The sequence below is a fragment of the Bowdeniella nasicola genome (assembly GCF_900107735.1).
Lineage (GTDB): Bacteria > Actinomycetota > Actinomycetes > Actinomycetales > Actinomycetaceae > Bowdeniella > Bowdeniella massiliensis.
This window is the reverse complement of record NZ_FNQV01000005.1, coordinates 60731-73197: the sequence shown is the minus strand read 5'-3', so window position 1 is coordinate 73197 and position 12467 is coordinate 60731. Positions and strand designations below refer to the sequence as shown.

Sequence of the window (12467 nt, the reverse complement as noted above, 5' to 3'; positions counted from 1 at the left end):
GGCGCTATCGTCGAGGCATGAAACGCCGCATCGCACTGGGGCTGGCAGCCGCCCTGTTCGTGACCGCCTGCGCGAGCACGTCCAGCCTGGACGTGAGAAGCGATCCGGATACGACGTTCACGCCCGTCCCCGTTGCCGAGGCGCCCGCCTTCGCGGACGTCGCCGCAGCCTCACGGGCGTTCGGGCATGACCTGCTGAAGAGCGCGGAGCGCGAGGACAACCTCGTGCTCTCCCCGGTGTCGCTGACGCTCGCGCTCGGCATGCTCGGGGAAGGTGCGAGCAACGATGCCGTCGCGGAACTGCGCGCCGCCCTCGGCGCCGGCAGCGATGAGGCGAGCGCCGCGATGGCGGCGATCCTGACGGCGCTACAACCCTACGACGCGGACCCAGGCGACTTCGATCCCGAGGCGAAGCCGCCCGACAAGCCATTACTGCACGTCGCGAACCAGATCGTGCTCGATGACGAGATTGACGTCGTCGACGATTACCTCACGCGCCTGAAGCGCTTTCACGATGCCGGGATCGCCGAGGCCGACCTCGGCTCGGACGACGGGAAGAAGCTGCTGGACGCCTGGGTTAAGCACCACAGCGGCGGCCTCATCGAAGAGTCGGCGATCAAACCCGATCCGAGGCTACGCGCCGCCTTGCAAAACGCGACGCTCTTCGCGGCGCGCTGGCGCGTCCCCTTCGATGAGGCGCGCGACATGCCGTTCACGCCGCCAAATGGCAAGACGATCCAGGTGCCGATGGTGGCCGATGACCGGCGCGTGCCGTGGGTGCGCGTCGAGGATTGGGAGGCGATTGAACTCGCGTACACCGAGGATTTCACGGCGGTCGTGATCCTGCCGCCGCTCGGCTCCGATCCGGCCGAGCTGCCGACCGCGCGGCTGGAGGCGATCCTCACGGGCCTGCCGGGCGCCAAGCAGTCGTTTATCCGGATGGCGATGCCGACGCTGAATCTGGCGACCGGGCTCGACCTCGTCCCGCTGCTGGCAGACAACGGCGTCTCGGCGCTACTTGATCAGGGCGCGCAACCGCTGCGAGGAATCACGGCCCCCGCGGATCCGAGCGAGGATCTAGCGCTCACGCAGGCCGTTCAGCAGGCGCGCCTCATCGTCGATGAGGAAGGAACGATCGCGGCCGCCGTGACCGAGGTGGGCCTCGGCGCGACCTCTGCGCCGCCGCAGCCGGAGGTCGAATTCATCGTCGACCGACCCTATGCGTTCCTCATCCAGCACGCCGAGACGGGCCTCACGCTCTTTCACGCCGTCGTGCGAAACCCCGCCGCGACGGATTAATCCGGCAGGTAGGGCGCGATGACGACCTCGACGCGCTGGAACTCCTTGACATCGCTGTAGCCCGCCGTCGCCATGGTGCGGCGAAGCGCGCCGACGAGGTTGAGGGTGCCATTGGGCTGCGTCGCGGGGCCGTGCATGATCTGTTCCATCGTGCCGACGGTGCCGACCTGAGCGCGCTCGCCGCGCGGCAGCGTCGGGTGGTGGGCCTCGCTGCCCCAGTGCCAGCCGCCGCCGGGTGCCTCCTCGGCGCGGGCGAGCGCGGCGCCGAGCATGACGGCGTCCGCGCCGCACGCAACGGCCTTGACGAGATCGCCGCTGCGCCCGACGCCACCATCAGCGATGACGTGCACGTAGCGCCCGCCGGATTCGTCCATGTAGTCGCGCCGGGCCGCGGCGACGTCCGCGATCGCCGTGGCCATCGGGGCGTGAATGCCGAGGGCCTGGCGCGTCGTGTGCGCCGCGCCCCCACCAAAGCCGACAAGGACGCCAGCGGCGCCGGTGCGCATGAGGTGCAGCGCCGCGGTGTAAGTGGCGGCGCCGCCCACGATCACGGGCACGTCGAGCTCGTAGATGAAGCGTTTGAGGTTCAGCGGCTCGGCCACGGAGGAGACGTGCTCGGCCGAGACCGTCGAGCCGCGAATGACGAACAGGTCGACTCCGGCGTCGACGACGGTGCGCCACAGCTCCTGGGTGCGCTGCGGGGAGAGTTTACCCGCGACGGTAACGTCCGCCGCGCGAATCTGCTCCAGGCGTTCGGTGATGAGCTCGGGCTTGATCGGCTCGGCGTACAGCTCCTGCATGCGCGCCGTCGCCTGACCGGCCGGCAGCTGCGAAATCTCGGCGAGCAGCGGCCGCGGATCCTCATATCGCGTCCACAGGCCCTCGAGGTCGAGCACCCCGATGCCGCCGAGCTTGCCCAGCAGGATCGCGGTTTCTGGGCTCATGACCGAGTCCATCGGCGCGGCCATGACGGGCGTTTCAACGTGGTAGGCATCGATCTGCCAGGAGACGCTCACATCCTGCGGATCGCGCGTGCGACGGGAGGGTACGACGGCGATATCGTCGAAACTGTAGGCGCGCCGGGCGCGCTTTCCACGGCCAATTTCAATCTCGTAGCTCACGGTCTAAGGCTACCGGGTCGGTGGGCGGCAAGCAGGCATTGTCCGAGCGATGTGCAAGAGTGGAGACAGTCGAGAACAAAGGAGCGCCATGACCTGGAGCGCAGGCCCCCTGCTGGGCTTTGATACCGAGACGACGGGCGTCAATACCGCCACCGATCGCATCGTGACGGCCGCCCTCGTCTACGACGATGGCCGCGGTAACCGCGAGACGCACACGTGGCTCATCAACCCCGGCGTCGAGATTCCGCCCGCCGCGAGCCAGGTCCACGGCATCACCACCGAGATGGCCCGCGCCTCCGGCCAGCCGCCCGCGCTTGCGCTCGCAGAGATATCCGCCCGCCTCGTCGACGCGCTGCGCTCGGGCATCCCCCTCGTCGCCTTCAACGCCGCCTTTGACCTGTCCATCATCGAGCGGGAACTCGCCCGTCACGGGCTGCCCTCGCTCGCCGAGCGGGCCGAGGTCTGCCCGATCCTCGATCCGCTCGTCATCGATCGCGCCGTTGATCGCTACCGCCGGGGCAAGCGCCGCCTAGCGGATATCGCCGTGGCCTACGGCCTCAGCGTCAGCGAGAACCTGCACACCGCCGAGGTCGATGTCTTTGCCACGCTCGATGTGCTGCGCGCGATCCTTGCGAGCCATCCGGACCTCGGGCTGCAGGAGCTGCGCGCGATCCACTCCTGGCAGTGCGATGCCCACCGCGCCTGGGCCGAAAACTTCAACTCCTGGCGCACCACCAAGGGACTGAGCGGTCCGGGTGCGAGCCCCCACTGGCCCATCGAGCCGATCGGCTAGCGCCATGAACCTCATCCTTGGCTGCATGAAGCTCCGCGATCAGGGCGGCGCCGAGGCAGCGATCGAGGCGGCCCTAGCGATCGGCATCACCCGGCTGGATACGGCCGACATCTACGGCGCCGGCGCCAGCGAGCGCGCGATCGGTGCCGTCCTTGCCGCTCACCCCTCGTGGCGCTCGCAGCTCAGCATCCAAACGAAATTCGGGATCCGCCCGGGCGATCCGACGACCTACCGCCAGGACGGGGACTACGTGCGCGCGAGCGTGGAAGGCTCCCTTAAGCGCCTCGGAGTCGATCGGATCGACTCGCTGCTCATCCACCGGCCAGACCCGCTCGCCGACTATTTCGCCACCGGCTCGGCGCTCATGCGCCTGATGGAGGAAGGCACAATCGGCCGCGTCGGCGTTTCCAATATGCACGAGCATCAGATCGCGCTGTGGCAGCGTGTCATCCCGGTCAGCGCCAACCAGATCGAGCTTTCGCTCGCCCACCACGCGTTCGTCGACGTTGACGTAGACGTTAACTGCGTCGATCAGCACCACGACTTTCCGACCGGCCTGCTCCCCTATTGCATGACGCACGGGATCGAGATCCAGGCCTACAGCCCGCTGGCCGGCGGCGTCTTTTCCGGAGCTGCGGGCGGCCCAGAAAACATGACGGGCCACGCCCTTGCCGATACCCGCGCCTGCGTCGCACGGATCGCGGCCGAAATGGGCGCCGAACCGGCGGCGGTCGTCCTCGCCTGGCTGCTGCGCCACCCGGCGGGCATCGTGCCCGTCGTCGGCTCGGCCAACCCCGAGCGGATCGCGACGTTTGGCTCGGCGGCGCGCCTTTGCCTCAGCCGCGAGCAGTGGTACGAGCTCTATGTCGCTGCCCGCGGCCGGCCGCTGCCCTAGCTGGCGCCACGCTTGATCGAGGACATCTTCTTGCCGCGGGCGAGTTCGTCGACGATCTTGTCGAGGTAGCGCACCTGTTGCATAAACGGATCCTCGATCTCTTCGACGCGAACCCCGCAGATCACGCCCGTGATGAGGTGGGCGTTATCGTTCAACTTCGCGCCGGCGAAGAAGTCCTTGAAAGTCGTCTCGGCCTCCAGGTGCGCCTGCAGCTCGGCCGGGCTATAGCCGGTCAGCCAGCAGATGAGCTCATCGAGCTCGTCGACGGTGTGGCGCTTCTTTTCGACCTTCGCGACGTAGTGGGGATAGACGGCGGCGACGGGCATCGTTTCGATCCGAGAACTCATGAGCGCAGTCTACGCCGCGCCTCTCACTGCCACCTCGCGGCCTCCGGATTGACGCGATGCGCCGCAGCGTTCGCATCGATGACGGCTTTCAACCAGGCGGCAAGGCCCTCGGCCCGCTCGTCGTAATGCGCACGGAAGCTGGGATCGGCAACGTAGCCGCGGGCGATCAGCACCTGTTGAGCGTGGCTCACGTCGAACCACTGCGAGATATTCGCGCGATGGGCCTCGGCGAGCTCATTGGCTTCGGGGCTGCCGGGCGCCACGCCCCGACGCATGGCCTCGGCGAGGCGCGCTTCCAGCTCCTCGAGCTCGGTTTTGACGCGCCGCCAGTCCTTCTTCGTGAGGCTGGCTTGACGCTGTTGGGACAGTTCCCATTCCTTGGTTTCGCCCCAGCGTTCTGCGGCCTCGGCGTCATAGTCGGGCGACCACGAGGATCCGAGAATCTCGGCCTTTTCGGCAACTGTCAAGGGTGTGGTTTCGTCGTTCATCTCGTGTCCTAAGATTTGATCGATCGCTGCGATCATGTGGTGGAGGCCCTCGAGGCGTTCGGCAAGGAGGTCGCGCTGGCGCTGCAAGTGCTCCGCGACGGGGGTGCCTGAATCGAGCAGCTCGCCGATCTGGGCAAGGCTCATCCCGGTCTCGCGGTAGATCAGGGCATGCTGGGCGCGCTGCAGATCCGAATGCGAATAGCGGCGGTATCCGGCATAGGTTCGACCGCTGGGTCGAACCAGGCCCATCGCATCCCAGTGATGCAGGGTGCGCACAGTGACCCCCAGGATCTCAGCGCTTTGTCCCACGCTGAATTCGGTGTCATCGGGTGTGCTCATGCCCCCCATTGTTGGGCCTCACGTCGCGTGAGGGTCAAGCCCATAACGGACGAGGTGCTCAGATCCCCCGGCTCGAATAATTGGGTGCCTCGACGGTCATCTGGACGTCGTGCGGGTGAGACTCCTTGAGCCCCGCGCTCGTGATGCGCACGAACCGGCCCTTGCTCTTCAGTTCGTCGATTGTTTGCGCCCCGACGTAGAACATCGACTGGTGCAGGCCGCCAATGAGTTGGTAGGCCACGGCCGACAGCGGTCCGCGGTAGGGCACCTGGCCCTCGATGCCTTCGGGCACGATCTTGTCATCGGAGGAGACGTCGGCTTGGAAGTAGCGATCCTTGGAGTAGGACACGCGCCCGCGCGAGGCCATGGCACCGAGCGAGCCCATCCCGCGGTAGTGCTTGTACTGCTTGCCGTTAACAAACACGAGCTCGCCGGGTGACTCTTCGCAGCCCGCGAGCAGCGAACCGAGCATGACCGAGGATGCGCCCGCGACGAGTGCCTTAGCGATATCGCCGGAGTATTGCAGGCCGCCGTCGCCGATGAGCGGGACGCCGGCCGGTGTGCAGGCTTGGGCGGCGAGGTGGATCGCGGTCACCTGCGGAACGCCGATCCCAGCGACGACTCGCGTCGTACAGATGGAGCCCGGCCCGACGCCAACCTTGACGGCGTCAACACCCGCATCGATGAGCGCCTGGGCGCCCTCGCGGGTCGCGACGTTGCCACCAATAATCTCGACGTCCTTAAACGCCGGATCCTTCTTCAGCTCGGCCACCATTTCAAGAAGCAGCCGTGCCTCGCCGTTGGCGGTATCGGCGACGAGCACGTCAACGCCCGCTTCCATAAGCGCGCCCGCGCGCTCCTTCGCATCGCCCCAATACCCGATCGCGGCACCCACAACGAGCCGCCCCTCGGCGTCCTTCGTCGCGTTCGGGTACTGCTCGGACTTGACGAAGTCCTTGACGGTAATGAGTCCGGCGAGTTTGCCGTCGCCATCAACGAGCGGCAGCTTTTCGATCTTGTTCTTGGCCAGCAGGTGGCGTGCGTCCTCCCGCTCGATCCCCACATGACCGGTGACCAGCGGCATCGGCGTCATCGCATCACGCACGCGAATCGAGTCGTAATCGGCTTCGTCGATGAAGCGCAGATCGCGATTGGTGATAATGCCGAGCAGCGTGCCATCCTCGGCGACGACGGGCAGCCCGGAGACCCGGTAGCGCCCACACAGCGCATCGAGCTGGCCGACGGTCGCGTCCGGGCCGACGGTGACGGGATCGGTGATCATGCCCGACTCGCTGCGCTTGACCGTGCGCACCTGCTGGGCCTGCTCCTCGATCGAGAGGTTACGGTGCAGGATGCCGAGGCCGCCCTGGCGGGCCATGGCGATCGCCATGCGCGCTTCGGTCACCGTATCCATGGCGGCCGATAGCAGCGGGATCCGCAATCGGATCTTCTTCGTTAGTTGGGTTGAGGTGTCTACTTCTGATGGCACCACATCGGTCGCGCCCGGTAGCAGGAGAACATCGTCATATGTCAGGCCAACGAGGCCAAAGGGATCCTCACTCACACTGTGCAGTCTAACCGTGCCCGCACCTGATCGTGAATGACGACCGCTACAGGGCGAGCAGGTCCGCGACCTCTTCCACGGCAGCCGGCACCGTACGCACCCGGTGCACCCTCGGCAGCCACAGATCGCAGGCAAACCGCCCGACGAGGAACCCGACGAGATCCTCCGATTCCGATACGCGCGTCATGATGTCGCTTAGCAACTCGGTGTCCCCCACGGCCACGACGGCGCGCACGTTATGGCGCTTGGCGAGGGCCAATACATCGTCTGCGGAGTCCTGGGAGGCCGGCCGCAACAGGACGACGTCCGCGCCCCGCGCCCGCAGCGCGGCCGCGATGATCTGCCCGTGCATGGTTGAGGGAGCAGCGGAGAGAATCCCGACGGCTTCCCCGCTCACTGGCCGCTGATCTGGCGTGGCGTGACGCACCGCCACACATAGCGCCGACGCGATCGCCGCATCGGGCTCAATGCCAGGCTTATCGGCGCGCGTTTTGTTCCGCAGGATCCGCAGCGCAGGACGGATCACCTCCGCCCATGCCCGCAGGACACCAAGGCGTTCAACGGCATAGACGACGATCCGCTCGGTGCGGGGCAAGTCCGGTTCAAGCGCGGCGGCAACGAGCGTGAGCGGATCCGCCAGGAGTTCGGGGTCTCCCACGAGAGCGAGCTTGCGGGCCGGGGGCTCCGGGATGACGTCCAGCGCCTCATCGGGAGATTCCGACAGCGCGATGCTCGCGGCATCGCTTGGCGCTACTCCCTGCAAAGTCAGGGAGCGCATCCGCTCCAATCGCGCGACGTCGGCGGGTGTATACCTTCGGTGGGCGCCCGCTTCGTGGGATGAGGGGCCAAGCCCATACCTACGGTCCCATGTGCGAAGCGTGGAAGCGGCGACACCGAGCCTGGAAGCCACAGCAGCGACGGTGAGTGGCGCATCGGGTACATCCGGTACGGACATCTCACGTGCCCCTTTCATGACGCAAGCGCAGTTGTTATCGGCGGTATTTCGATTGTCACGCTTCTGAAGCGAATTCGCGACTCGAGACGAGGAATCGGCGCCCGATCACGCGTAATGCGCGAGATCATGGCGCTTAGCGCCCCTGTAATGGAGATTATCCAAGCGCGATCGGCCGCAAGAACTCGTATCGAGACAGCCGGACGCGCCACACCTTGTTCACACTGACGCACTTCTTTGCGTTTATTTGACTTGCCCATCGACGACCCCTGACGACAACCGACGCGAGATGGGTTCCCCTTTGCTCAGTATTAGGATGGATTTCCACTGCCTGCGCGTGAAACGACGACTATTTTTGTGGTCTACCACACGTTTTCGCCTAAGAGTTAGCCATCTTCGGCGCATGCGAGGGCATCGTGAAGCAGTTTCGCGCGCCTCGACTTTTCCCTATGATTTCAGCTCTTTTACTTTTTTCTGCGCAGCTGAAAGGCGGCTAGCTCGTCGCGGCCAGGCTCCTCAGTGAACAACTTTTTTCTTGCCAGTAGCTCCTTGAACAAGTTGTGCACCGTTTGCTATGCTCACGTTATTCACTTAGAGCCGCGAGTCACCTCAACGCTCTCGAAGTACGGAAGGCTTTGGTGAAAGAGATGGCTGAGATCTCACGTCTACCCGGACCGATCATGGATCTGTGGGAATGGCAGTACGAGGGGTCATGCCGCGATGCGGACCCGGATCTGTTTTTCCACCCGGAGGGCGAACGAGGTGGCACCCGGCGACGCCGCGACGAAGCGGCCAAGGCAATTTGCGCCACGTGCCCAGTCCTGAATGAATGCCGCGAACACGCACTTGCGGTCCGCGAGCCCTACGGTGTGTGGGGCGGAATGAGCGAAGACGAGCGCCGCGAGTACTTCACCAAGCGAAAGGCTCGACGAGTCTCCTAGAACTTTTGCAAGAAGCGGCCAGCTGAGGTCGCATCCCGGGTGGAGGGCCCGCGATGCGAAGGCCGCACAGCTTGCAGGCATAAGGAAACGGCCGCCACATGTCCGATGTGGCGGCCGTTTTCGATTGCTCTGAGGCGTTACTTCTCGACGATGGCGAGGATGTCACGAGCGGACAGGATCAGGTATTCCTGGCCGGCGTACTTGACCTCGGTGCCTCCGTACTTGGAGTAGATCACGACGTCACCTTCGGCAACATCGACCGGGACGCGGTTGCCGTTGTCATCGACGCGGCCGGGGCCCACGGCGAGGACCTTGCCCTCCTGGGGCTTTTCCTTGGCGGTATCCGGGATAACGAGTCCGGAAGCGGTGGTGGTCTCGGCCTCGAGGGTCTGGACGACGATACGGTCCTCGAGCGGCTTGATGGAGATCGACACTGCGGACCTCCCTTTCCTTCAAATCGTGTAGGTGTTCGGGACACGTACCTCGTGCGCCGCCGTCGCGGGGGTCGGTGCTTCGGTACGAGTCGCAACCGTGGTTGCGCCTACCAATAATCTAGGCGTTGCTTAGCACTCGGTCAAGGTGAGTGCCAGGCGGGTGGGCGATAGGCTCGATGCCATGACCCATGCCAGCGAGATCGCCGGACTGACCTCACTCCTCGCTCACCCCGAGGGCCTCGGACTTCTCGCCGATCTACCCCCTATCACCTCGAAATCTGACATTTTGGAGGTCAGTTCGACGCTACGTAAAGCCGGCCATGACCCGGACATCATAGCCGCCGCGCTTACCCAGCAGCGGCTGCGCGCCAAGGCGGCGGACAAATTCGGCCCGTTTGCCTCCAGCCTGCTTTTCACGACCGAGGGCCTGCAGCAGGCAACACGCCTGGAGGTCGCCGCCAGGCATGCCAGGCGCTACCGGGACGCTGGCTGCACGCGGGTAGCCGATCTTGGCTGCGGGATCGGCACCGAGTCCTTCGCGCTCGCGGGCCTTGGCCTGAAGGTCGTTGCGGTAGACGCCGATGAGGCGCACGCCGCGCTCGCACTGTTGAATCTCAAAACGTTCCCCGAGGTTACCGTTCTCAACGCCCGCATTGAGGACCTTGACCTCGCAGATCTTGGCGTCGACGGAATATTTGCCGATCCCGCGCGCCGCTCAGATGCTGGCAGATCCTTCGATCCGGAGACGTGGTCTCCCCCGCTGTCGAGCATCATGGCGCTGCGCGCTGTGGTCGCGAACGTCGGCGTCAAGGTGGCGCCCGGCATTGCATATGAGAATCTGCCGTCGGATTCTCACGTCCAGTGGACCTCCGTTGACGGTTCGCTCGTGGAAGCAGCGATCTGGTGCGGAGATCTCGCGCCCGAAGGACCCGGGCGTTCCGCCGTCGTATTGTCGCGCGGCGGCCAGGCTACGACGTATGCGGCACCCGTCTCAAGTGCGCGAGCGCCCGCAACCATCGTCGATCACCGCGCCCTGGAGGGCTTCGTACACGAGGTCGATCCCGCGATCCTCCGAGCCGGGGCTCTCGCAACGATCGCTGAGCAACTCTCAGCGGGCCTGATCTCGCCAGATATTTCTTACCTCACCTCCAGCGCCCCGGCAGATCTCGCCGGAGTCACGAGCTTCCGCGTCATCGAAACGCTGCCTGCCAAGGCAAAGGTGCTCGCAGCCGAGCTACGCCAGCGCGATATTGGCTCGGTGGAGATCCTCAAACGCGGAATAGACATCGTCCCCGACGATTTTCGGCGTCGTCTCAAGCTACGGGGTTCACAAGCAGCCACCCTGATGATGACTCGCGTGGCAGGTCGGCACGCCGCAGTGCTCGTGGAGCGAATCTGATCGCTTTTTTCGCCAAGCCGCGCGCAGGGCTCGATTCATGATGACAATGGAGATATGGGAGTCGACTTCGCCACCTCTGACCGTTCGACCGTTGGCGTCGAGTGGGAGTTACAGCTGATCGATAAGGACACGCTGGATCTGAGACAAAGCGCCGACGCGGTCCTACGGGCGGTCCGCGAGCAGCACGGCGAGTCCGAGCACATCGTGCAAGAAATGCTGCTCAACACGATCGAAGTGACCTCCCGACCGCATGCCACCGTCGCGGAGTGTGGCGCAGATCTGGCCGATTTCATCACCCGGGTACGCCCCATTACCGACGCCCTGCGCATCGAATTGGCCACGGCTGGCTCTCACCCGTTTGCGCGGCCGCTCTACCAGCGCGTCACCGAATCCGACCGTTACGCCGAGCTCGTCAAGCGCACCGGCTACTGGGGCCGCCAGATGCTCCTGTACGGCATCCACGTGCACGTTGGCGTCGAGAACCGGGACAAGGTTTTGCCGCTCATCCGCGCCCTGCTCACCCGCTTCGCCCACCTCCAGTCCCTTGCCGCATCCTCCCCCTACTGGGCGGGCGACGACACCGGCTATGCCTCCAACCGGGCAATGGTCTTCAAACAGCTGCCAACCGCCGGGGTCCCGCGCCAGTTCACGCACTGGAGCGAATACGAGCACTACCTGGGCGACATGCTGCACACCGGCGTCATCGATAACGTCGACGAGATTCGCTGGGATATCCGGCCCGCCCCGCGGCTTGGCACCATCGAGTTCCGGGTCTGCGACGCGGCCTCCAACCTGCGTGAGACGCTCGCCCTGGCCGCCCTCATTCACTGCCTCGTCGAAGATTTCTCTGCGCGCCTCGACGCCGGCGAGACACTGCCCGTCATCCCGGACTGGTTCGTCGACGAGAACAAGTGGCGCTCGGCCCGCTACGGGATGGATGCCATCCTCATCCTCGATGAAGCAGGCAACGAGGAACTCGTGACAGACACCGTGGAAAAGATGCTGAGCGACCTTATGCCCGCTGCCAAGCGCCTCGGCTGCGCCGAACAGTTGACCTGGGTGAACGACATCCTCACCCTCGGCGCCTCCTATCAGCGCCAGCTCAAAGTCGCGGACAACCACGGCGGCTCACTGGAGGCCGTCGCGCAGTATCTCGTCGAAGAAATGAAGGCCGATCGGCCGATCCCGCCGGAGGATTTCACCTTCCAACGTCAGCCCGAGCCCCTGATCGTGCGCACCGATGCCTCCGGTGGCTCCCGCAGCTAGCCTCAGCGGTGGCATCCGGGCCTCGTTCGCGCAAGACTGGGAAGAACCGAGGCGCACCAGCGCCCGCACCTACGTCAAAGGAGAATGCGATGACCACGGTAGCCGATGTCATGACCACCAACCCCGAGGTGCTCGACACCTACTCGACGATCTCCAAGGCCGCCAAGCTCATGAAGGCCGGCGAATTTGGTGTCGTTCCCGTCGTCAAGGATGACCTCGTCGTCGGTGTCGTCACCGATCGCGACCTCGTCGTGCGTGGGCTCGCCGGTGGCCTCGGCCCCGAGGACAGTGTCGATTCCATTATGACGACCGATGTCACCACCGTCGGGCCGAACGATGACGTGACCGAGGTTCGCCAGCTCATGATTGACGGCGCACTGCGCCGCGTTCCCGTCGTTGACGGCGGCACCCTCGTGGGCATTATTTCGCTTGGTGATCTTGCCGAGCATGGTGGCGGCGACGATGTCCTGGCCGAGGTCTCGAAAGCGGCGCCGAACAACTAATACGGCAATCCGCTAGGGGCAACGAAGTACGTCGAAGGCGCCTCACGGGCCGCAGACAGTACGAATCACTGCGGCGATCACTACCCTGTGCGCTGTACTATTGGCTCTTGCTGCCGCTTGCGGAATC

Annotated in this window: 13 protein-coding genes; 7 read left to right on the top strand and 6 right to left on the bottom strand. The window is 65.1% G+C overall.

All coding sequences use genetic code 11. The annotated features are described in order from the left end of the window. Positions 1-17: 17 nt before the first annotated feature. Positions 18-1298 (top strand): serpin family protein, encoded by a 1281-nt coding sequence (locus tag BLU67_RS04855; RefSeq protein ID WP_092562984.1) that lies wholly within the window; start codon positions 18-20, stop codon positions 1296-1298. On the opposite strand, the gene BLU67_RS04850 is transcribed toward BLU67_RS04855, so the two are convergent. After that, positions 1295-2419 (bottom strand): GuaB3 family IMP dehydrogenase-related protein, encoded by a 1125-nt coding sequence (locus tag BLU67_RS04850; protein ID WP_092562981.1) that lies wholly within the window; start codon positions 2417-2419, stop codon positions 1295-1297. The two genes, BLU67_RS04855 and BLU67_RS04850, sit on opposite strands and share 4 nt — an antisense overlap. 88 nt (positions 2420-2507) lie before the next feature. On the opposite strand from BLU67_RS04850, the gene BLU67_RS04845 reads away from it, so the two are divergent. Continuing rightward, positions 2508-3212, top strand: coding sequence for an exonuclease domain-containing protein (locus tag BLU67_RS04845; RefSeq protein ID WP_092562978.1), 705 nt, complete (start codon positions 2508-2510; stop codon positions 3210-3212). Positions 3213-3216: 4 nt separating this feature from the next. Continuing rightward, complete coding sequence (locus BLU67_RS04840; RefSeq protein WP_092562976.1) at positions 3217-4107, top strand: aldo/keto reductase; 891 nt, start codon at positions 3217-3219, stop codon at positions 4105-4107. Here BLU67_RS04840 and BLU67_RS04835 read toward each other — a convergent pair. The 4 genes from BLU67_RS04835 to BLU67_RS04820 are packed head-to-tail and all read right to left on the bottom strand — an operon-like array spanning position 4104 to position 7800. Then, on the bottom strand, positions 4104-4454 hold the full coding sequence (locus tag BLU67_RS04835) for a DUF2200 domain-containing protein (RefSeq protein ID WP_092562973.1): 351 nt from the start codon (positions 4452-4454) through the stop codon (positions 4104-4106). The two genes, BLU67_RS04840 and BLU67_RS04835, sit on opposite strands and share 4 nt — an antisense overlap. Positions 4455-4477: 23 nt before the next feature. After that, entirely contained in the window at positions 4478-5281 is an 804-nt protein-coding gene (locus BLU67_RS04830) for a MerR family transcriptional regulator (RefSeq protein ID WP_092562970.1), read from the bottom strand. A gap of 58 nt (positions 5282-5339) precedes the next feature. After that, positions 5340-6854 (bottom strand): IMP dehydrogenase, encoded by a 1515-nt coding sequence (gene guaB, locus BLU67_RS04825; protein WP_092563299.1) that lies wholly within the window; start codon positions 6852-6854, stop codon positions 5340-5342. A 37-nt stretch (positions 6855-6891) separates the two neighbouring features. Continuing rightward, positions 6892-7800 (bottom strand): MerR family transcriptional regulator, encoded by a 909-nt coding sequence (locus BLU67_RS04820; RefSeq protein WP_261977041.1) that lies wholly within the window; start codon positions 7798-7800, stop codon positions 6892-6894. Between the two features lie 644 nt (positions 7801-8444). Here BLU67_RS04820 and BLU67_RS04815 point away from each other — a divergent pair. Beyond that, on the top strand, positions 8445-8738 hold the full coding sequence (locus BLU67_RS04815; protein WP_092562964.1) for a WhiB family transcriptional regulator: 294 nt from the start codon (positions 8445-8447) through the stop codon (positions 8736-8738). 137 nt (positions 8739-8875) lie between these two features. On the opposite strand, the gene groES is transcribed toward BLU67_RS04815, so the two are convergent. After that, a complete protein-coding gene (gene groES / locus BLU67_RS04810) occupies positions 8876-9172 on the bottom strand; it encodes a co-chaperone GroES (RefSeq protein WP_092562961.1) in 297 nt (98 codons plus the stop codon). Positions 9173-9353: 181 nt separating this feature from the next. Here groES and BLU67_RS04805 point away from each other — a divergent pair, with 181 nt between their 5' ends. From BLU67_RS04805 to BLU67_RS04795, 3 genes are all read left to right on the top strand, one after another. Continuing rightward, positions 9354-10571 (top strand): class I SAM-dependent methyltransferase, encoded by a 1218-nt coding sequence (locus BLU67_RS04805; protein ID WP_092563296.1) that lies wholly within the window; start codon positions 9354-9356, stop codon positions 10569-10571. A 54-nt stretch (positions 10572-10625) separates the two neighbouring features. Next, the gene (locus BLU67_RS04800) at positions 10626-11837 is read left to right on the top strand and encodes a glutamate--cysteine ligase (RefSeq protein ID WP_092562958.1); all 1212 of its coding nucleotides are present in this window, start codon (positions 10626-10628) and stop codon (positions 11835-11837) included. A gap of 89 nt (positions 11838-11926) precedes the next feature. Further along, on the top strand, positions 11927-12340 hold the full coding sequence (locus tag BLU67_RS04795; RefSeq protein WP_092562955.1) for a CBS domain-containing protein: 414 nt from the start codon (positions 11927-11929) through the stop codon (positions 12338-12340). Positions 12341-12467 lie beyond the last annotated feature (127 nt).

Bases quoted from the DNA above. Each gene is read 5' to 3' on its own strand.
- BLU67_RS04855 (WP_092562984.1), top strand. From the start codon at position 18: ATGAAACGCCGCATCGCACTGGGGCTGGCAGCCGCCCTGTTCGTGACC.
- BLU67_RS04845 (WP_092562978.1), top strand. From the start codon at position 2,508: ATGACCTGGAGCGCAGGCCCCCTGCTGGGCTTTGATACCGAGACGACG.
- BLU67_RS04840 (WP_092562976.1), top strand. From the start codon at position 3,217: ATGAACCTCATCCTTGGCTGCATGAAGCTCCGCGATCAGGGCGGCGCC.
- BLU67_RS04835 (WP_092562973.1), bottom strand. From the start codon at position 4,454: ATGAGTTCTCGGATCGAAACGATGCCCGTCGCCGCCGTCTATCCCCAC.
- BLU67_RS04830 (WP_092562970.1), bottom strand. From the start codon at position 5,281: ATGAGCACACCCGATGACACCGAATTCAGCGTGGGACAAAGCGCTGAG.
- BLU67_RS04820 (WP_261977041.1), bottom strand. From the start codon at position 7,800: ATGTCCGTACCGGATGTACCCGATGCGCCACTCACCGTCGCTGCTGTG.
- BLU67_RS04815 (WP_092562964.1), top strand. From the start codon at position 8,445: ATGGCTGAGATCTCACGTCTACCCGGACCGATCATGGATCTGTGGGAA.
- BLU67_RS04805 (WP_092563296.1), top strand. From the start codon at position 9,354: ATGACCCATGCCAGCGAGATCGCCGGACTGACCTCACTCCTCGCTCAC.
- BLU67_RS04800 (WP_092562958.1), top strand. From the start codon at position 10,626: ATGGGAGTCGACTTCGCCACCTCTGACCGTTCGACCGTTGGCGTCGAG.
- BLU67_RS04795 (WP_092562955.1), top strand. From the start codon at position 11,927: ATGACCACGGTAGCCGATGTCATGACCACCAACCCCGAGGTGCTCGAC.